An 18334-nucleotide genomic window follows, 5' to 3' on the forward strand; every position below is an offset into this window, starting at 1 on the left:
GCCTTTGCGAAGGTCTACCCCGCTCACAAATCTCTTCGCGCCGGGCCTTTGCCCGGCGTTTTGCTGAGGGCATGCAACAACGGTCTGGAACGACGATGCACGACATTAAATGGATACGCGAAAACCCCGAAGCCTTCGATGCGGCTCTTGCACGCCGAGGTGCTGAGCCTGCCGCCAGCGGCCTGATCGCCCTTGATGAAAAACGCCGTTCCGTCATCCAGTCCCTGCAGGACATGCAGTCCCGCCGCAATGCCGCCTCCAAGGAAATCGGCGCCGCCATGGCGCAGAAGAACATGGAGCTTGCGGAAAAACTTAAAGCCGAAGTCGCCGACATCAAGGAAAACATGCCGCGCGCCGAGGAGGAGGACCGTCAGGTCACCGCCGAGCTGAACGACGCCCTGTCGCGCTTGCCGAACATGCCCTTCGACGATGTGCCCGATGGCAAGGACGAGCACGACAATGTGGTCACCCGCGTGGTCGGCCAGAAGCCCGGCTGGAACCATGAGGCCAAGGAGCATTTCGAGATCGGCGAAGCGCTCGGTTACATGGATTTCGAGCGCGCCGCCAAGCTGTCGGGCTCGCGTTTTACCGTTCTGACCAGCCAGCTGGCACGGCTCGAGCGGGCGCTCGGCCAGTTCATGATAGACCTGCACACGACGGAACACGGTTATACCGAAGTTTCCTCGCCGCTGATGGTGCGTGACGAGGCGATGTTCGGAACCGGGCAGTTGCCGAAGTTTTCCGAGGACCTGTTCAAGACCACCGATGGCCGATGGCTGATCCCGACGGCGGAAGTGACGCTGACCAACCTCGTTTCAGGCGAAATTCTCGAGCAGGAAAAACTGCCGTTGCGTTTCACCGCGCTCACACCGTCCTTCCGTTCGGAAGCGGGCTCGGCCGGCCGCGATACGCGCGGCATGCTGCGCCAGCACCAGTTCTGGAAATGCGAACTCGTCTCCATCACCGATGCGGAAAGCGCTGTTGCCGAGCATGAGCGCATGACAGCCTGCGCCGAAGAAGTGCTGAAGCGTCTCGGCCTGCATTTCCGCACCATGACGCTCTGCACCGGCGACATGGGTTTTGGCGCACGCAAGACTTACGATCTGGAAGTGTGGCTGCCCGGCCAGGACACCTATCGCGAAATTTCGTCCTGCTCGGTCTGCGGCGATTTCCAGGGCCGGCGCATGAATGCGCGTTATCGCGGCAAGGACGACAAGGCGACGAAGTTCGTGCACACGCTGAACGGTTCCGGCACGGCCGTCGGCCGCTGCCTGATCGCGGTTCTCGAAAATTATCTGAACGAGGACGGTTCCGTCACAATTCCTGACGTGCTGTTGCCCTATATGGGCGGTCTGAAGCGCATCGAGAAGGCGGCTTGAGAATTACACTACCGTCTGCCGGACTTGATCCGGCATCCAGCCAGCCCAAGTCCTTGGGCTGAAAAGAGTCCTTCCCGCCGCGCAGACGCGCGTCGGCTGGATGCCGGATCAGGTCCGGCATGACGGAGGAGAGGATGCTTCGTCCCCTGCGACATGAAAGCGGAGAGAGAAAACATGCGGATTTTGCTGACCAATGACGACGGTATCCACGCCGAAGGGCTGGCGGTGCTGGAACGTATCGCCCGCACGCTGTCCGACGATGTCTGGATCGTTGCGCCGGAAACCGATCAGAGCGGCCTTGCTCATTCGCTGACGCTTTCCGAACCGCTGCGTCTGCGAAAAGTTTCCGACAAACATTTCGCGCTGCGTGGCACGCCGACCGATTGCGTCATCATGGGCATTCGCGAGGTTCTGCCTGAGAAGCCAGATCTCGTGCTGTCAGGCGTTAATGCTGGCGCCAACATGGCCGATGACGTGACCTATTCCGGCACGATTGCCGGCGCCATCGAAGGCACGCTGCAGGGCGTGCGTTCCTTCGCGCTCAGCCAGGCCTTCAGCCATGCCGATGGCCGCGTCGTGCCGTGGGAAGTCGCCGAAACCTATGCGCCGGATCTTCTGCGCAAGCTGATGGATGTCGATCTGCCTGATGGCACGTTCCTCAATCTCAATTTCCCCAATTGCGCGCCCAAGGATGTGCAGGGCGTTTCCGTGACCGGGCAGGGCAAGCTCGATTTCGGCCTGACCGTGGAAGAACGACAGGACGGCCGCGGTTTCCCCTATTACTGGCTGCGCTTCGGCGAACGTCTCGGAACCTTCCGCGAAGGCACCGATATCCATGCCCTGAAGCACGGCAAGATTTCGGTCACGCCGCTTAAGCTTGACCTGACGGACTACACGGTGAAGGATCGGGTTGCGCAAGCACTGGGATTCGGAGTCGCCGATTGAAATCCGCAATGGTCGAAAAGGAAGGTTTTGCCGCTCTGGTTCTCCGCTTAAGGGGCGAGGGGATTTCCGACCTTGATCTTTTAACGGCGGTCGAGCAGACGCCACGCTCCAAATTCGTGCCGCCGCAATTTGCGGCCGACGCCTATTCCAGCCGCACGATCCCAATCGATTGCGGTGCCTTCATGGAAGGCGCCGACATGGCGGTGAAGATCCTTGCCCGCCTGCAGCTGAAACCCGGCCAGCGCGTGCTGGAAATCGGCACCGGCAGCGGTTTCATGACGGCGATCATCGCTCGCCGGGTGGAGCGGGTGTTTTCGCTGGAGCGTTACAAGACACTGGTGCAGCAGGCGCAGAACTGTCTCGATGACCTTTCCATCCGTAATGTCGTCATTCGCCAGGCGGACGGCAGCAACGGGCTTGTGGGCGAGGGCACCTTTGACCGCATCGTCTCCACGGCTGCCTTCACCACCATGCCGCGCTTCTTTGCCGAGCAGATCGTTTCGGGTGGAATGATGATCGCGCCGATCATCGTTGAGGGTGATCGCTGCGTGATGACCCGCTTTTCCAAGACCGGCAGCCGCTTCGAAAAGGAAGAGCTGTTTGAGGCGCCTTATCTGCCGCTCAGCACCCATATTGCCCGGCATTTGTAACAAAATGAAAATTTTGAAGACGGTTTATTTTAGTCTTCTAAAGTTCTGAATTTCCGTAACTAACTGATTTTCAATATCATTATTGTTCAATCGTGACGCATCCGGTTTTCGTCATGGTTATCGAAGTGTCAAAAAAGCGCCAAACGGCTTAACGTTTTAACGGCGTGGTAACACTAACGCGCTTTAATCATAAACATCGACGCATGGTTTTCCCCACCTCGGGAAATGGGCCTTGCAAGAAGTGAAATTTGTGCCGGATCGGTCTCGATGCGGCGGGTTGGCGTCAGTGTAGATCGAGTCATGCGTATGAGACATTCGTCTAAAATCGGAAAATCAGTCGCAAAAATGTTCGCAGCGGCATTGCTGGCAAGCGTCGCAACGGGCTGTAGCTCGGATGCAACGCGGTTCGGCGGCCTCTTTTCCAGTGGACCGGATCAGATGACCACGGCGTCAATTCCAGCCCGTCAGGGCGGCGGTGCTTATGCGCAGGCCCCGGTTCCGCAGGGCGACATGAATGGCGGTTACGCCTCTGCTGCACCGCAGGGCGGTTACGCCAACCAGAACATGGCGGGCAATTCCTATCCGCAGTCCGGCGGTTACGGCGGCGGCATCCAGCCTTCCACGGCCCGCTCGGCTTCGGCCTCTCCGGTGCAGCGTTCCGAACTGTCGGCGCCGTCGGCAGTGGCAAGCCGCGATCCGTCGACGCGCAACGAAGCCATGGCCCAGCCTTTCCCATCCGCGCAGCGACAGGCAGCTCCGTCTCTGGCCGCGCCTGCTCGCCAGGCCGCAGCACCCGTTACCGACAATCTGACCACCGCAACCGTCCGTTCCGACAAGAATGGCTGGCATACGGATGGCGCTTCTTCGGTGACGCTGCGTCCGGGCGAAAGCATCACCACCATTTCCAATCGCTACGGCGTTCCGGAAAAGGAACTGCTGCGGGTCAACGGTCTGAAAACCGCGTCGTCCGCGCAGGCTGGCCAGTCGATCCTCATTCCGAAATTCGGCCAGGTGCGCAACGCCGCCAAGGATGCCGCCGGTAATATCGCGCTGAACCGCAATGGCGACCAACCGACGCCGCTGCGCAGCCCCGAGGGCAATGTGGCCGTGCTGCCGTCGCAGGCTGCTGCTCGCGACAAGGTTGCCTCCGAGGCCGGCAAGCTGACGCCTCCCGGCGGCAAGCCGCTGCCGCCGACCGGTGGCTACAAGGTTCAGCCGGGCGACAGCCTTGCGAAGATCGCCCGTGAAAACGGCGTCTCGGTTGCAGCGCTGAAGGCCGCCAACGGTCTTTCCAACGAGAGCATCCGTGTCGGCCAGACACTTTCCATGCCGGGCGCCGGCACTGACAATGTCAAGACGGCCTCCGTTCCCGCCAAGGAAGCGGCCAAGGCAGTCGAGACCGCATCCGCCAAGCCGGAGCCCTACAAGGCCCCTGCCGCTGCTGCCGCGACTGTACCGGCCGCGCCGGCTGCCGCGGCAAGTGTCAGCGATATCGAAAAGAAGTCCGACATGGCTTCTCTCGCGCCTGAATCCACGGGCATCGGCAAATATCGCTGGCCGGTTCGCGGCGCAGTCATCAACAATTTCGGTGACAATGTCGAAGGCAGCCGCAATGACGGCATCAACATCTCGGTTCCCGAGGGTACGCCGATCAAGGCCGCTGAAAACGGTGTGGTCATCTATGCCGGCAACGGTCTGAAGCAGCTCGGCAACACGGTGCTGGTGCGCCATGACGACGGCAAGGTCACTGTCTACGGCAACGCCGCCAATCTCGACGTGCAGCGTGGCCAGAAGGTCCAGCGTGGCCAGACCATCGCCACCTCGGGCATGACCGGCAGCGCCAAACGTCCGCAGGTTCACTTCGAAGTTCGCAAGGATGCGACACCGGTGAACCCATCAGGTTTCCTTGAATAGGTATTGCGTCTCAAGGAATGATGAAGCCGGGTGAAGAGCCCGGCTTTTTCATTTTTGGGGGGGTGGATGCAAACGTCTCCACATATTCGACGTCCTCCTCGGGCTTGACCCGAGGACCCATGGTGCGCGGAGTTGTGGATCCTCGGGTCAAGCCCGAGGAGGACGGAGGAGAGAGTGCGGCCGAGACAGAAACGGCCCCGTTTCCAATGCCAGTTTACCCTCTCACCAACCCGACCGTCTTCTCGATGAAGTCGGCAATCGTTGCGGTATCATCGAGATCGAAAGCGGGCAGGTTCGTGTCCGCCACTTCATGATCGGCGGCAATCGCGATGATATGTGGATCGAGCGGCGCAAGCGGTTCGGTTTTCATCGCCTCCAGCCGGCGCGCCTCGATCTTCGGCACGGGCTCATATTTGTAGCCTTCGATCAGCACGAGATCGCAGGGGGCGAGGCGGGAGAGGATGTATTCGAAGGACGGTTCCCGTTCGCCGCGCAATTCATGCATGATGGCGAAGCGGGTGCCGGAGACGATGGTGACCTCATGGGCGCCGGCCTGGCGGTGACGCCAGCTGTCCGCACCCACCTTGTCGATATCGAAATCATGATGGGCGTGCTTGATGGTGGAGACGCGGTAGCCGCGCGCTGTCAGCTCGGTGACGATGCGCACCGCAAGGCCGGTCTTGCCCGAATTTTTCCAGCCGGCAATGCCAAAGACCTTTTGTGTCGTCATGGTTCCAGCTCCATCTCTTTGTTTCAACGCATTGTCCTGATGCAAAACCGCTGCGCACCTTTACTGGAAATGCTCCAGATAGCTACGCGCCAGCGCCAGCTCATCCGGCGTGTTGATGTTGAAGAATGGATCGAGGCTGCCCTTTGCCGTTTCAAGCGGCGGAAAAGCCACGCCGATGGTGACGTGCCGGGCAAGATAAGCGCGGATGCGGCGGTTCGCATCGTTCCTCAGCCACTCCTCCAGATCGTCGGCAAGCGCCACCGGCCACAGCGCGAAGACGGGGTGAAGCTGGCCGCTGGAGGCGGCAATGATGATCGTATTGTCCGATACGTGTTCGCAAAGCCGGGCGACGAGATCGTCCGGAAAAAACGGGCTGTCGGCAGGCGCCGTCAGGAAATGGCTGCCGGCAGCCTCGCGATTGCGGAAGTGCCGCATGCCGGCCAGAACACCTGCAAGCGGACCGGCATGGCCGTTCAGCGTATCGGGCAGCAGCGGCAGGCCGAAAGTGTCCGCCCAGCCGCCCTTGTCATTGATCGCGGCATTGATGGTGACATCCGAGACCTGCGGCGAAATGCGGCGCACGACGTGGGAAAGCAGCGGCGCATCGCCCAGCATCACCATTGCCTTGTTGGTGCCCATGCGCCGCGACAGGCCGCCGGCGAGCACGAGACCGGGTATCCGATGGGGAAGGGCGCTCATTGCCGCTGTTCCTGCAGCCTTACGACATAGGTGGTGAGAAGGGCGACAAGGCCGGTCGCCAGCATCACCATGAGGAGCGGCCAGGTTCCATCTTCTTTTGAGAGGACCGATGAGGCAAGCACGGAAAGGGCGGCACCGCCACCGATGGTCATCGCGCCGCCGAGACCCGAGGCGGAGCCGGCCAGATGCGGCTGGACGCTGACCATGCCGGCATTGGCGCTGGGCAGTGTCACGCCGTTGCCGACGCCGATCAGGGCAAGCGGCACGAAGAACGCATAGGCGCTTTCCGCCCCGGCGGAAATCAGTGTGATGGTCGTGGCGATGCCGGCAAGGGCGATGACGTTGCCCGACAGCATCATGCGGGTGATGCCGATCTGGCTGGCATAACGGCCGGAGACAAAATTGCCGAGCATGTAACCACTGGCCATGAAGAAAAATTGCAGGCCGAGCATGGCCGGCGCAAGCCCGTAAAGCACGCTGCCGACGAAGGGTGCGCCGCCGAGGAAGGAAAAGAACATGCCCGATGAGAAGGTCGAGGTCAGCGCATAACCCCAGAATAGCGGCGAGCGCAGAAGTTCCGGCCAGGCGTGGAACTGCTGTGAAAAACTCGCTGATTTATTGTGGTTGGTTTCGCCGAGATCGAACCAGGCCAGCGCCAGAATGCCGACGCCGAGCAGGGCAAGGAGCGCGAAGCTGGACTGCCAGCCGGAAATGTCGTTGAGCAACCCGCCGACCGTGGGACCGACCATCGGCACCACCGACATGCCCATGGTGACATAGCCGATCATCGAGGCGGCCTGTTCCATCGGCACCATGTCACGCACGATGGCGCGGGCCAGCACGAAGCCGGAAACGACGGCCGCCTGTGCCACCCGCCCGATCATGAAGACGGTGATATTCGGCGCCAGCATGCAGACCAGCGTAGCGACGATCATGATCGCGATGCTGGCAAGCATGACGGGCCGGCGGCCGAAGAGATCGGAGAGCGGGCCGATAAGCAGTTGCAGGCAGGCGGTGGCGGCGAGGTAGCCTGAAACGGCAAATTGCATCACCGCGTAATCGGTCTCGAAATAGAGCGCCATGGCCGCAAGCGAGGGCAGGAACACATTCATGCACAGCGCCGCGACGCCGGCGATGACGACCAGCGTGATGATATGGGGTGGGGTGGTCCGGTCGAGAAAACGGCCGCTTTTCATCTCATTCTCCCGCCTCTTCCGTAACGGCAGTTTTCGTTACGGAAGCCGGCCGCACTGTGGTCGCAGCCGTTGGTGTCGCGGCTGCGCGCTTGGCCATCTGCGAACGCTTGCGCAGGCTTTCGCGGTAGAACGTATAGAGGCCTGAACCGATGACGATCATGGCGCCGATGATGGTGAAACTGTCGATCTTTTCGTTGAAGAAGAACACACCGATCATGAAACCCCAGAGCAGGCCGGTATAACGGAACGGCGCGACGAAGGAGATTTCGCCTGATCTCATCGCGAGAATGATCGCCTGATAACCGACCAGGACCAGAATGGCGGAAGCGGCGAGATGCGACACGATCGTGACGTTCATCGGCTGCCAGCCGCCGAAAGGCACGATCAGCAGACCGCCCACCGCCATGTTGACCGTGGCGGTGATGACGGTAATGGCGAGCGAGGGCACATCGGCATACATTTTCCGGGTCAGGAGATCACGTGCGGCGGTGACGGCCAGCGATGCGACGACGAGCAATGCACCGGGCGTGAAACCTTCCGGGCCGGGTCTGATGATGACGAGCACGCCGATGAAACCGACGATGATCGCCACCCACCGCCGCCAGCCGACCGGCTCGCGCAGGAACAGCGCCGCACCCAGCGTCACCACCAGCGGCAGCGACTGCAATATGGCCGAGGCATTGGAAAATTCGATGAGGCCGAGTGCAGTCAGATAAAGCACGGCTGCAGTCACTTCACAGAGACAGCGCAGGATGATGATGGGGCGCATCAGGGTTTTCAGCGGCCTGAGCGCGCCGAAATGCCGTGCGGCGATGTAGATCAGCACCACGGTCATGATGCCGCGCACGAACATGATCTGGCCGGTGTTGATATAGGGTGTGACGGATTTCGTCAGGGCGTCGTTGGCCGTGAAGCTTGCCATGGCGAGCGCCATGAAAAGCGCGCCGCGAGTATTGTCCGTCAATGCCATTCCATACGATCCCAGACCATGCGCAGTTTTACCCTGATCGCCCTTTCAGACGGTTTCGGGCGGCCTCGCGGGCGCGACGACGCATTCCTCCATGTAAAGAGACGTGGCACGGAGGCGTCGGCAATTCAACCGTTTATATGGGTGGGTCGACGAGAAAGAGGTTCAGCCGCCGATCAGCCGCCCGTCACGCTCATATGGCGGGCGACCGCGGGGCGTTTATGGGTGCGGTCGATGATGAAATCGTGCCCCTTCGGCTTGCGCAGAAGGGCTTCATCTATGGCGCTGGAAAGATAGGCGTCGCTGTCGGAAGCGCGCAGCGCCGTGCGCAGGTCGGCGGCATCGTCCTGGCCCAGACACATATAGAGCGTGCCGGTGCAGGTGAGGCGGACACGGTTGCAGCTTTCGCAGAAATTATGGGTCATCGGCGTGATGAAACCGAGCCGGCCGCCGGTTTCCTTCACCGTCACATAACGGGCGGGGCCGCCGGTCTGGTAGTCGCTGTCGATGAGCGTGAAGTTCTTTTCCAGATCGGCGCGCAGCTGTGACAACGGCAGGTAGCGGTCGGTGCGGTCTTCCTCGATCTCGCCCATCGGCATGGTTTCGATGACAGTCAGGTCCATGCCGCGACCATGGGCAAAACGCATGATCTCGGCAATTTCGGTGTCGTTGAAGTCCTTCAGCGCCACGGCGTTGAGCTTGACCTTGATGCCTGCGGCCTGTGCGGCATCCAGCCCTTCCATCACCCGGTCGATATCGCCCCAGCGAGTGATCTGGCGGAATTTATCGCGGTCCAGCGTGTCCAATGAGACGTTGATGCGCTTCACGCCGCAATCGGCCAGCTCATCGGCATATTTGGCAAGCTGCGAGCCATTGGTGGTCAGCGTCAGCTCCGTGAGCGCGCCGGTGCGCACGTGGCGGCCGAGGTTCCTTACCAGCGACATGATGTTCTTGCGCACCAGCGGCTCGCCGCCGGTGAGCCTGAGCTTGCGCACGCCGCGCGTTATGAAGACGGAACAGAGCCGGTCGAGCTCTTCCAGCGTCAGAAGGTCTTTCTTCGGCAGGAAGGTCATGTGTTCGGACATGCAATAGGTGCAGCGGAAATCGCAGCGGTCGGTGACTGAAACGCGCAGATAGGTGATGGCGCGGCCGAAGGGATCAATCATCGGTGCGTTGTTTTCCGTCAGGAATTGCGCTTTTTCAAGCGATCCGGGGAAACTGTTCACGTCTCCATCCTCTTTGCGCGATGCGCCTTTCAAATGATGTAGTGGCTTGCCTATCGTGAGGCAAGTCCGTAATTTTGACGCATATTATGAGCTTACGGAAGTGAAAAATGAGTGATGTCTGGCCGACCGAGCTGCTTGTGTCGAAAGACCGGCGGGAATTGACCGTTTCCTTTGACGATGGAAGCGTTTACCGGCTCCCCGCCGAGATGTTGCGGGTGCTTTCGCCCTCTGCGGAAGTACAGGGCCACGGTCCGGGACAAAAGGTCACGGTACCCGGCAAACGCAATGTCGCCATCCGCTCGATGGTCGCGACCGGCAATTATGCGGTTCGCATCGTTTTTGACGACGGCCATGACAGCGGTATCTACACCTGGAAATATCTGAGGGAACTGGGCGAAACCGGCGACGCACTGTTTGACGATTATCAACGGCAGCTTGCTGAAAAAGGCTTGAGCAGGGAGCCGCTATCCCGGTAGAGAAAACATGGAGGTGGATGACCTCGCGATGATAATGACAAAGACTTGAGAAACCCGTGCGTTTGGCAAAATGGTGGCATCCGCACTTCGTCACCCCGGACTTGATCCGGGGTCCAGCGCGATCAAGTCTTTGATCGCAAAAGACTCGTTTTTCACGGTGCAGACGCGCCGTGGCTGGATGCCGGATCTAGTCCGGCATGACGGAGGAAGGTTCTTACGCTTTGCCGGCAATCTGGCGAGGGGGCACTCTCGTTTTATCAACTTCAGCGGGGTGGCGTGTGGCTGTCGAAGCGAACGGAAATGATCTGGCCCAGGTGGTCGTGTTGTTGGCGGCAGGCGTTGTCGCCGCGCCGATTTTCAAGCGCATCGGCCTCGGCTCGGTGCTGGGTTATCTGGCCGCCGGCCTGGTGATCGGGCCTTACGGTCTCGGTTTTTTCTCCGATTCGCAGGCCATTCTGCATATAGCGGAACTCGGCGTGGTGATGTTCCTGTTCATCATTGGCCTTGAAATGCAGCCGTCGCGGCTGTGGTCGATGCGGCAGGATATTTTTGGGCTCGGGGCGCTGCAGGTGCTGGTCTGTATGGCGGGCCTGACATTGATCGGAGTTGGTCTCGGCTTTCCCGTCATCATGTCCTTCGTCGCCGGCACGGGTTTCGTGCTGACCTCAACGGCGATCGTCATGCAGATGCTGCAGGAGCGCAACAGCATGTCGAGCCTGAAAGGCCAGCGCATCATCGCCATCCTGCTGTTTGAGGATCTGGCCATCGTGCCGCTTCTGGCGCTTGTCGCCTTTCTCGGCTCGGGCGGCGAACATGTGACGCCCTCTGAGCGCTGGATTTCCGTGGGCATCGCGCTTGCCGCCGTCGGCGCGCTCATTCTTGCCGGGCGTTATCTGCTCAACCCGTTCTTCCGGCTGCTCGCCGCCTCCGGTGCGCGTGAGGTGATGACGGCCGCCGCCCTGCTGGTGGTGCTGGGGTCTGCGCTGCTGATGCAGGTCAGCGGGCTTTCCATGGCCATGGGTGCCTTCCTTGCCGGCGTGCTTTTGTCGGAATCCTCCTTCCGGCATCAGCTGGAAGCGGATATCGAGCCGTTTCGCGGCATTCTGCTCGGCCTGTTTTTCCTCGGTGTCGGCATGGCGATCGATCTTGCCGTCATCGCGTCCAACTGGCAGCTGGTGGTCGTCAGCGTCGCGGGCTATATGCTGCTCAAGGGTTTTCTCATCTATGGTGTGGCGCGGGCGCTCGGCACCACGCGCCGCGAGAGCCTGGAGCGGGCGGTGCTGATGGCGCAGGGCGGCGAATTCGCCTTCGTGCTTTATTCCGCCGCCGTCAGCGCCGGCATTCTCGACCGGGAGGCTAACGCCATCCTGACGGCGACCATCATCATTTCGATGGTGCTGACGCCGCTGATGGTCATTCTGCACGACCGGCTGGTGCCGGCTGCGGTTCCCAATACCGATGATCTCGATGTGCCTGAGAATGTCGAGGGCAGCATTCTGCTGATCGGCTTCGGGCGTTTCGGCCAGATCGTCAGCCAGCCGCTTCTGGCGCGGGGATACACGCTGTCTCTCATCGACAAGGATGCCGAATTCGTGCGCGATGCGGCGGAGTTCGGTTTCAAGGTCTATTATGGCGACGGATCGCGGGCGGAAATCCTGCATGCGGCGGGCGCCAGCACGGCGCGCGCCGTTCTCATCTGTGTCGACGACAAGGATGCGGCGGTGCGGATCGCGGAGATCGTCAAGCACGAATTCCCGCTGGTTCCGGTTCTCGCCCGCGCCTATGACCGTGGCCACGCCATCGATCTTCTGAAGGCCGGCGTGGATTACCAGATCCGCGAGACGCTGGAATCGGCGCTGAATTTCAGCGAGGAAGTGCTGGGCGCCATGGGCGAGGAGCGCGAAGACGCTGCCCGTCTGGTGGAGGAATTCCGTGACCGCGACGAGGAACGTTTCGCCATGGAAGTCGTCGGCGGCATCTATGCCGGCCGTTCGCTGATCCGCGGCAATGCCCAGCCGGCCGATCTCGTCGCCGCGCGCACGGCACGCGAGCGGGCGGAACGGGAAAAGGCAGAAGCGTCTGAAGAGTAAATGCTCTTCCGACAGATGAAGCAAATTTCGAGGGATTGAGGCGAATATGACGATCATTCGTACTGTTGAGGAACTGAAGGCCATCTATGACGGCACGAGCGAAGCCTCGGTTGCGAAGGTGACGGCCACGCTCACGGCGGAATACCGGCTGATGATCGAGGCGTCACCCTTTCTGGCGCTGGCGACGGTGGGGCCGGAAGGCATGGATTGTTCACCGCGCGGTGACAGAGGCGGTGTCGTGCGGGTAGCGGATGACAAGACCGTGCTGCTGCCGGACTGGCGCGGCAACAACCGTGTCGACTCCCTTCTCAACATCGTGCGTGACCCACGGGTGGCGCTGATGTTCCTCATTCCCGGCTCGAATACGACGATGCGCATCAACGGCCGCGCCATAGTTTCGGTTGATCCGGAGCTGCTGCAGAGCTTCGAGATGGACGGCAAACATCCGCGCACCGTCATCGTGGTGACGATTGATGAGGTCTATTTCCAGTGCGCCCGGGCATTGATGCGTTCGGAACTGTGGAACCCGGAACACTTCGTCGAACCGGCGTCGCTACCCACGCCGGGTGTGCTGCTGAAAGCCGCGAAAGCGGAGTTCGATCAGGAAACCTATGACCGCGAATGGGCGGCGCGGGCGGCGGCTACGATGTGGTGAGGGGCTGCCGCGAAGAGTGCCTCATAGCGATTCAACGATAGGCCGACGTCTTTCCTCTTCCCTCATTCCTGTGCCAGTCACTGGAATCCAGTCGACGCGCGTCTGCGCGGCGGAGGGAGTTTTTCAGCCCAAGGACCTGGGCTGGCCAAGGTTCCCGTGACAAGCACAGGAACGAGGGTAGGGGAAGTAGCGTGGTTTCAGTGCGCCCAAACTGGCGCGATACGCCTCACGTCCGGTAAATCAGCCAGTTCTTGCCGGTATAGTTCTTCTGCATACCGTCCTCGTAAAAGACGGAGCGGTTTCTGCCGGTTTCCTTGGCGTGGTAAAGCGCCGTGTCGGCATGGCCATAAAGTTCACCCGGATTGTTGGCCTGCGAAGCGGAGGCAAAACCGATGGAGATCGTCACCGTGCCATAATCGGCGCCGGATCTTGAATTGCGGAAGGGCGTGCTTTCCAGCGACAGGCGGATGCGCTCGCACATCACCATCACTTCCTCCGGCGTATTGCCGTCGAGAATGATCGCGAATTCCTCACCGCCGCTTCTTGCGACGAAACCGTCCTTGCGGACGTTGGCGCGGATGACCGAGGCGACGGTTGCCAGTATCTTGTCGCCGACCGGATGGCCGAACGTATCGTTTATCCGCTTGAAATGGTCGATATCGAGCAGCACCAGCGACGTATACTGCAGGCCGATGGAGCTGTCGTAGACGGAAGCCAGCCGGTCGTCGAAGGCGCGGCGGTTGGAAAGGCGCGTCAGCGAGTCGGTATTGGCGATGCGCTTATATTCATCCAGCTCCAGGCGGACCTGGTGCATTTCTTCGGCATGGCGATTGACGTCGTTGAACGCCTTTTCACCGTCGGTGATCTTTGTGCCCGTGGCTTCGGCCAGCAACAGGATCGCATTCTTCAGAATATTTGTGCTGGAGGCGTTCTTGTCATCGATGCGCTGGCGCGTTTCGCCAAGTATCCTGTTGTAGTTCTCGATGGAGGATTGTTCCCGCCGCAATGTGCCCAGCAACGCTTCCAGTTCACGCCTGAGCTTTTCATGCGCGTCGTCGATTGCCCTGACCGGATTGCTTTCGCCGTGGCGCGTGGACAGTTCGTCCAGATCCTCCTGCGTGGCCCGGCTTCCAAGTGCCGCCAGATCCTTCGTCAGCGCCGGGTTCGAGCCGATATAGGCTTCGTAGAAAAGGCTGTAATTACGCGGGATCGGCGAAACACCCATGCTCCGCATGGCGTAGGCAATCTGCCCGGCAATGTCGGGTCCCGTTGTTTTGGGCGTGGATGCCGTGTTCATCAAGAAACTCCAGTGAGTCTGCTTATAGACAATGATTATTATTATGCGGGCTGTTTTGGAAAGCTTAATTTATGGAAAACTAATTTTTGTTCCCGGAAATTCCATTTTCGCTGATTTTTATCTTATTTAATTGATAATTATAAGTAATTTTCATTTTTAGAAATTTCCGGAGTTTTTTCCCTCTACTATTCGCCTTGGTGACAGCATCGTATTTATTCTGTCAATCCCGATAACGCTTTTCGAGTGATTTATTTTGGCACAGCAATACAGGATGCTAGGAAGGGAAACGTCGGGTCGGGGCATTTTTCAATTCGGCAAGACATGGCCTATAGGCGGAAAATTTCGCCGCTCATGTCTAAACGCAAGAATCTTACAGTTTTTATTTGGTGGTCTCAACGCCGGACGGCGCGGTTTGCGCCGGACGGCGCGGTTTGCGCCGGTATTGGGATGATATCTGTCGAGCTTTTGAAACAGTGTACCGTTTCGATCCGGCGGCTCTCGGGCGGCGTCAGGTCCTGAGCTTTATAACCGGGCATTCCGTGCCTGCCGGTGCTTCCGGCGCATGCGGCGGACGTATGATCAGGACGTCGGAATGGGCAAGGATGTTCATCATCGATGAATCCTGTTTGGCATAGGCTTCCGCCACGCGTTCACCGCTGTCGTCGGTGCGGAGACGGGCGCGAAGATAATCCTGCCGATGGTCATTGGCCTTTAGCGGCGCTGCGGTCCTTACAGTAACTTTGCGTTCCAGAGGCGCGCGGCGAGCGATCCGGCGGATCAGCGGTTCGAGAAACAAGAGGCTGCAGACGAGGCTGGCGACCGGGTTTCCGGGCAGGCCGAGAACCTGCATCGTGCCGATCGCGCCGACCATCAGCGGCTTTCCGGGGCGCATGGCGATGCGCCAGAAATCCAGCTGCATGCCTTCCGCCTTCAGTGCCGCCTGCACGAGATCGTGGTCGCCGACGGAGGCGCCACCCAGCGTCACCAGCACATCCACCTTGGCTGCGACGGCCTTGCCGATGGCGGCGCGGATCAACGTATCGTCATCGGCAATGATGCCGAGGTCGAGAATATCGGCGCCCGCCTGACGGGCGAGGGCTGCGACGCCGAAAGTGTTGGAGGCGATGATCTGAGCCGGGTTCGGCGTGCTTCCCGGCGGCAGCAATTCGTCGCCGGTGGCGAGGATGGCGATGCGCGGCTTGCGGTAGACGGCAAGTGTGGCGTGGTTCATGGCCGCCGCAAGTGTCAGGTCGGTGAAGCCGAGTTCGCGCCCGGCTTGCAGAACCGTTTCGCCCTGCGCAAAATCCTGCCCGCGGGGGCGAATGTGTCTCCCTGCGGTGACTTCGAAGGTGGTACGGATCTTGCCGCCTTCCAGCACTTCTGCATCTTCCTGAATGAGGATGGTATCGGCTCCCTCAGGCACGGGCGCGCCGGTGAAGATGCGCACTGCTTCGCCTTCACCCAGCGTGCCGGTAAAAGCATGGCCGGCAGCCGCCTGGCCGATGACGGTCAGGACTGAGCCGATCTCAGGGGCATCGGTGCTGCGCAGCGCGTAGCCATCCATGGCCGAGGCGTCAAAAGGCGGCTGGGTGAGGTGCGCCGCCAGATCGGCCGAGAGGACGCGGCCGTCACATTCGGCAAGCGGCAGGGTTTCGCTACCGGTTACCGGAACCGCCGCTTCCAGAAGGCGCCTTGTGGCATCATCTACGGGCAGCAGCGGTTTCATTCAACTCTCCTGCCGGCGAAAATCACCGGATTTGCCACCGCTCTTTTCGAGCAGGCGGATATTGACGATTTCCATCGCCTTGTCGGCGGCCTTCGCCATGTCATAGATCGTCAGGCAGGCGATGGAAACGGCGGTCAGCGCCTCCATTTCCACACCGGTCTTGCCCGACAGTTTCACCATGGCCTGGACGCGCAGGCCGGGCAGGGCGGTATCTTCGGTGATGTCCACCGCCACCTTGGTCAGCATCAGCGGATGGCAGAGCGGGATGAGATTGGCCGTCTGTTTGGCGGCCATGATGCCGGCCAGCCGGGCGGTGCCGATGACATCGCCCTTCTTGGCGTTGCCGTCGCGGATGAGCGCCAGCGTTTCCGGTTTCATCTTCACGAAGCCTTCGGCGACGGCGACACGGGTCGTTTCGGTCTTGTCGCCGACATCGACCATATGCGCCTCGCCGCTGGCATCGATATGGGTGAGCTTCTGGCCATCGCTCATCGGGATATTACTCGGCTGCCAGAATGCCGGATTGGCCCGTCAGCAGCGCTTTGGTGGCCGCCGCCACATCGTCCTTGCGCATCAGGCTTTCGCCCACGAGGAAGGTGCTGATGCCGCTTTTTTCGAGACGCTGGCAATCTTCGAAGGTGAAGATGCCGCTCTCGCCCACCAGCAGCTTTTCGGCCGGCACGAGGCCCGCCAGCTTCTCGCTGGTTTCGAGGCTGACCTCGAAGGTGCGCAGGTTGCGATTGTTGATGCCAAGCAGCGGCGAGGCGAGCTTCAGGGCCCGTTCGGTTTCCTCCGCGTCATGCACCTCGACCAGCACATCCATGCCGAGCATGAAAGCCTCGTCTTCAAGGCGTTTGGCTTCATCGTCGGAGAGCGACGCCATGATGAGGAGAATGCAGTCTGCGCCCCAGGCGCGGGCCTCATGCACCTGATAGGTATCGAACATGAAATCCTTGCGCAGCGCCGGCAGGGCGCAGGCATTGCGGGCGGCGGTCAGGAATTCCGGGGCGCCCTGAAAGCTTGGGCTATCCGTCAGCACCGAAAGACAGGCGGCGCCACCCGCCTCATAGTCAGCAGCCAGCGCCGGCGGATCGAAATCCGGGCGGATCAGGCCTTTCGACGGGCTGGCCTTCTTGATCTCGGCGATCAGGCCGAATTTGCCTTCGGCCTGTTTTGCCCGGAGCGCCTTGTAGAAACCACGCGGCGCGCTCTGGTCAGCGGCCATGGCTTTCAGATCGGCCAATGAGACCGTGGCCTTGGCAGCGGCGATTTCTTCGCGCTTGTAGATTTCGATCTTTTTCAGAATGTCGCTCATGGTCTCGCTCTCATTCCTGCTTGTGGTCGGCCTGCGCGGCATCTGTTTCGTTGGAGACGAGGACCAGACGGTCAAGCGCCGCCGCCGCCGCACCGCTGTCCAGCGCCTCGCTGACGATCGCCATCGCCTGACCCAATGTTTCGGCCTTGCCGGCAATGACAAGGGCAGCAGCCGCGTTGCAGAGCGACACGTCACGATAGGCATTGCGTTTGCCCGACAGGACGTCGCGCAATGCCGACGCATTGGCAATACCGTCGCCGCCTTTCAGATCAGCCATTGCCGCGACGTCGACACCGAAATCCTTCGGGGTCAGATCGAAGGTGCGGATTTTGCCATCTTCCAGTGCCGCCACATGGGTGACGCCCGTGGTGGTGACTTCATCCATGCCATCGCCATGTACGACCCAGATGCTTTCCGAACCGAGATCGCGCAGCACTTCGGCAAGCGGCACCAGCCAGCGCGGCGAAAAGACGCCGAGCAACTGGCGCTTTGCACCCGCCGGGTTGGAGAGCGGGCCGAGCAGGTTGAAGATCGTCCTTGTGCCGAGTTCGACACGGCTCGGGCCGACATGGCGCATGGCGGAATGGTGCATCTGCGCGAACATGAAGCCAAGCCCCGCCTCTGCGATGCAGCGGGCGATGAGATCAGGACCGATATCGAGCTTCACGCCGAGCGCGGACAAGGCATCCGCCGTGCCTGATTTGGAGCTCAGCGCCCGGTTGCCATGCTTGGCGACCGGCAGGCCCGTGCCGGCAACGATGATCGAAGCCAGCGTCGAGATATTATAGGTGCCGATGCCATCACCGCCGGTTCCGACGATATCGATGGCATTGGCGGGAGCCGAGACCGGCAGCATGCGGGCGCGCATGGAGGAAACGGCGCCGACGATTTCGTCGACCGTTTCGCCGCGCACGCGCAGCGCCATCAGGAAACCACCGATCTGCGACGGGGTGGCTTCGCCCGACATCAGAATGTCAAAGGCCGTCCGCGCATCCTCGCGGTTCAGGCTTTCTCCGTTCGCGACCTTGGCGATCAGCGGCTTCAGTTCGGCCATGGTTTCCGCCCCCCG

At 60.7% G+C, this 18334-nt stretch carries 17 protein-coding genes; 7 read left to right on the plus strand and 10 right to left on the minus strand.

Annotated elements, in window-relative coordinates:
- The first annotated feature begins 95 nt into the window (after positions 1 to 95).
- The 4 genes from serS to ACQZ5F_RS04970 all read left to right on the plus strand — a co-directional run bounded on the left by serS (position 96) and on the right by ACQZ5F_RS04970 (position 4888).
- Positions 96 to 1379: a serine--tRNA ligase gene (gene serS / locus ACQZ5F_RS04955; protein WP_046798335.1), complete on the plus strand. Its 1284-nt coding sequence runs from the start codon at positions 96 to 98 to the stop codon at positions 1377 to 1379.
- 174 nt (positions 1380 to 1553) lie between these two features.
- Entirely contained in the window at positions 1554 to 2324 is a 771-nt protein-coding gene (surE, locus tag ACQZ5F_RS04960) for a 5'/3'-nucleotidase SurE (protein ID WP_046798464.1), read from the plus strand.
- Positions 2321 to 2974 (plus strand): protein-L-isoaspartate(D-aspartate) O-methyltransferase, encoded by a 654-nt coding sequence (locus ACQZ5F_RS04965; protein ID WP_046798336.1) that lies wholly within the window; start codon positions 2321 to 2323, stop codon positions 2972 to 2974. Before surE ends, ACQZ5F_RS04965 begins: the two co-directional genes overlap by 4 nt.
- A 345-nt stretch (positions 2975 to 3319) precedes the next feature.
- Positions 3320 to 4888: a peptidoglycan DD-metalloendopeptidase family protein gene (locus tag ACQZ5F_RS04970; RefSeq protein WP_225339764.1), complete on the plus strand. Its 1569-nt coding sequence runs from the start codon at positions 3320 to 3322 to the stop codon at positions 4886 to 4888.
- Between the two features lie 214 nt (positions 4889 to 5102).
- On the opposite strand, the gene mobB is transcribed toward ACQZ5F_RS04970, so the two are convergent.
- The 5 genes from mobB to moaA form a co-directional block, all read right to left on the minus strand.
- Positions 5103 to 5618 carry a molybdopterin-guanine dinucleotide biosynthesis protein B gene (gene mobB / locus ACQZ5F_RS04975; RefSeq protein ID WP_225339765.1) on the minus strand — a complete coding sequence of 172 codons (516 nt, stop codon included), beginning with the start codon at positions 5616 to 5618 and terminating at the stop codon, positions 5103 to 5105.
- Between the two features lie 60 nt (positions 5619 to 5678).
- Positions 5679 to 6317 (minus strand): molybdenum cofactor guanylyltransferase MobA, encoded by a 639-nt coding sequence (mobA, locus tag ACQZ5F_RS04980; protein ID WP_225339766.1) that lies wholly within the window; start codon positions 6315 to 6317, stop codon positions 5679 to 5681.
- Positions 6314 to 7513: a multidrug effflux MFS transporter gene (locus ACQZ5F_RS04985; RefSeq protein ID WP_046798340.1), complete on the minus strand. Its 1200-nt coding sequence runs from the start codon at positions 7511 to 7513 to the stop codon at positions 6314 to 6316. The genes mobA and ACQZ5F_RS04985 overlap by 4 nt, the downstream gene beginning before the upstream one ends.
- A 1-nt stretch (position 7514) precedes the next feature.
- The gene (locus ACQZ5F_RS04990) at positions 7515 to 8483 is read right to left on the minus strand and encodes a DMT family transporter (RefSeq protein ID WP_046798341.1); all 969 of its coding nucleotides are present in this window, start codon (positions 8481 to 8483) and stop codon (positions 7515 to 7517) included.
- A gap of 173 nt (positions 8484 to 8656) precedes the next feature.
- On the minus strand, positions 8657 to 9706 hold the full coding sequence (gene moaA / locus ACQZ5F_RS04995; protein WP_052819870.1) for a GTP 3',8-cyclase MoaA: 1050 nt from the start codon (positions 9704 to 9706) through the stop codon (positions 8657 to 8659).
- Between the two features lie 107 nt (positions 9707 to 9813).
- Here moaA and ACQZ5F_RS05000 point away from each other — a divergent pair, with 107 nt between their 5' ends.
- From ACQZ5F_RS05000 to ACQZ5F_RS05010, 3 genes are all read left to right on the plus strand, one after another.
- Complete coding sequence (locus ACQZ5F_RS05000) at positions 9814 to 10182, plus strand: gamma-butyrobetaine hydroxylase family protein (RefSeq protein WP_046798342.1); 369 nt, start codon at positions 9814 to 9816, stop codon at positions 10180 to 10182.
- 278 nt (positions 10183 to 10460) lie between these two features.
- A complete protein-coding gene (locus tag ACQZ5F_RS05005; RefSeq protein WP_046798343.1) occupies positions 10461 to 12272 on the plus strand; it encodes a monovalent cation:proton antiporter-2 (CPA2) family protein in 1812 nt (603 codons plus the stop codon).
- Between the two features lie 46 nt (positions 12273 to 12318).
- Entirely contained in the window at positions 12319 to 12927 is a 609-nt protein-coding gene (locus ACQZ5F_RS05010; RefSeq protein ID WP_225339767.1) for a pyridoxamine 5'-phosphate oxidase family protein, read from the plus strand.
- A 226-nt stretch (positions 12928 to 13153) separates the two neighbouring features.
- On the opposite strand, the gene ACQZ5F_RS05015 is transcribed toward ACQZ5F_RS05010, so the two are convergent.
- From ACQZ5F_RS05015 to trpD, 5 genes are all read right to left on the minus strand, one after another.
- Positions 13154 to 14224, minus strand: coding sequence for a GGDEF domain-containing protein (locus tag ACQZ5F_RS05015; protein ID WP_046798345.1), 1071 nt, complete (start codon positions 14222 to 14224; stop codon positions 13154 to 13156).
- 508 nt (positions 14225 to 14732) lie between these two features.
- The gene (locus tag ACQZ5F_RS05020) at positions 14733 to 15950 is read right to left on the minus strand and encodes a molybdopterin molybdotransferase MoeA (protein ID WP_225339768.1); all 1218 of its coding nucleotides are present in this window, start codon (positions 15948 to 15950) and stop codon (positions 14733 to 14735) included.
- Positions 15951 to 16442, minus strand: a complete 492-nt coding sequence (moaC, locus tag ACQZ5F_RS05025; protein WP_225339769.1) for a cyclic pyranopterin monophosphate synthase MoaC — start codon at positions 16440 to 16442, stop codon at positions 15951 to 15953. It lies immediately after the preceding gene.
- 7 nt (positions 16443 to 16449) lie between these two features.
- Positions 16450 to 17265 carry an indole-3-glycerol phosphate synthase TrpC gene (trpC, locus tag ACQZ5F_RS05030; RefSeq protein ID WP_225339770.1) on the minus strand — a complete coding sequence of 272 codons (816 nt, stop codon included), beginning with the start codon at positions 17263 to 17265 and terminating at the stop codon, positions 16450 to 16452.
- A 10-nt stretch (positions 17266 to 17275) separates the two neighbouring features.
- Positions 17276 to 18319 (minus strand): anthranilate phosphoribosyltransferase, encoded by a 1044-nt coding sequence (trpD, locus tag ACQZ5F_RS05035; RefSeq protein WP_448731055.1) that lies wholly within the window; start codon positions 18317 to 18319, stop codon positions 17276 to 17278.
- Between the last annotated feature and the right edge of the window lie 15 nt (positions 18320 to 18334).

This window comes from Agrobacterium sp. 22-210-1, from assembly GCF_053522525.1.

What these genes read in the sequence shown, in the direction of transcription:
- trpD (WP_448731055.1), bottom strand. Translation starts at nt 18,319, where the DNA reads ATGGCCGAACTGAAGCCGCTGATCGCCAAGGTCGCGAACGGAGAAAGC.
- ACQZ5F_RS05010 (WP_225339767.1), top strand. Translation starts at nt 12,319, where the DNA reads ATGACGATCATTCGTACTGTTGAGGAACTGAAGGCCATCTATGACGGC.
- ACQZ5F_RS05000 (WP_046798342.1), top strand. Translation starts at nt 9,814, where the DNA reads ATGAGTGATGTCTGGCCGACCGAGCTGCTTGTGTCGAAAGACCGGCGG.
- trpC (WP_225339770.1), bottom strand. Translation starts at nt 17,265, where the DNA reads ATGAGCGACATTCTGAAAAAGATCGAAATCTACAAGCGCGAAGAAATC.
- moaC (WP_225339769.1), bottom strand. Translation starts at nt 16,442, where the DNA reads ATGAGCGATGGCCAGAAGCTCACCCATATCGATGCCAGCGGCGAGGCG.
- surE (WP_046798464.1), top strand. Translation starts at nt 1,554, where the DNA reads ATGCGGATTTTGCTGACCAATGACGACGGTATCCACGCCGAAGGGCTG.
- ACQZ5F_RS05020 (WP_225339768.1), bottom strand. Translation starts at nt 15,950, where the DNA reads ATGAAACCGCTGCTGCCCGTAGATGATGCCACAAGGCGCCTTCTGGAA.
- mobB (WP_225339765.1), bottom strand. Translation starts at nt 5,618, where the DNA reads ATGACGACACAAAAGGTCTTTGGCATTGCCGGCTGGAAAAATTCGGGC.
- ACQZ5F_RS04985 (WP_046798340.1), bottom strand. Translation starts at nt 7,513, where the DNA reads ATGAAAAGCGGCCGTTTTCTCGACCGGACCACCCCACCCCATATCATC.
- ACQZ5F_RS04970 (WP_225339764.1), top strand. Translation starts at nt 3,320, where the DNA reads ATGTTCGCAGCGGCATTGCTGGCAAGCGTCGCAACGGGCTGTAGCTCG.
- mobA (WP_225339766.1), bottom strand. Translation starts at nt 6,317, where the DNA reads ATGAGCGCCCTTCCCCATCGGATACCCGGTCTCGTGCTCGCCGGCGGC.
- ACQZ5F_RS05015 (WP_046798345.1), bottom strand. Translation starts at nt 14,224, where the DNA reads ATGAACACGGCATCCACGCCCAAAACAACGGGACCCGACATTGCCGGG.
- serS (WP_046798335.1), top strand. Translation starts at nt 96, where the DNA reads ATGCACGACATTAAATGGATACGCGAAAACCCCGAAGCCTTCGATGCG.
- ACQZ5F_RS04990 (WP_046798341.1), bottom strand. Translation starts at nt 8,483, where the DNA reads ATGGCATTGACGGACAATACTCGCGGCGCGCTTTTCATGGCGCTCGCC.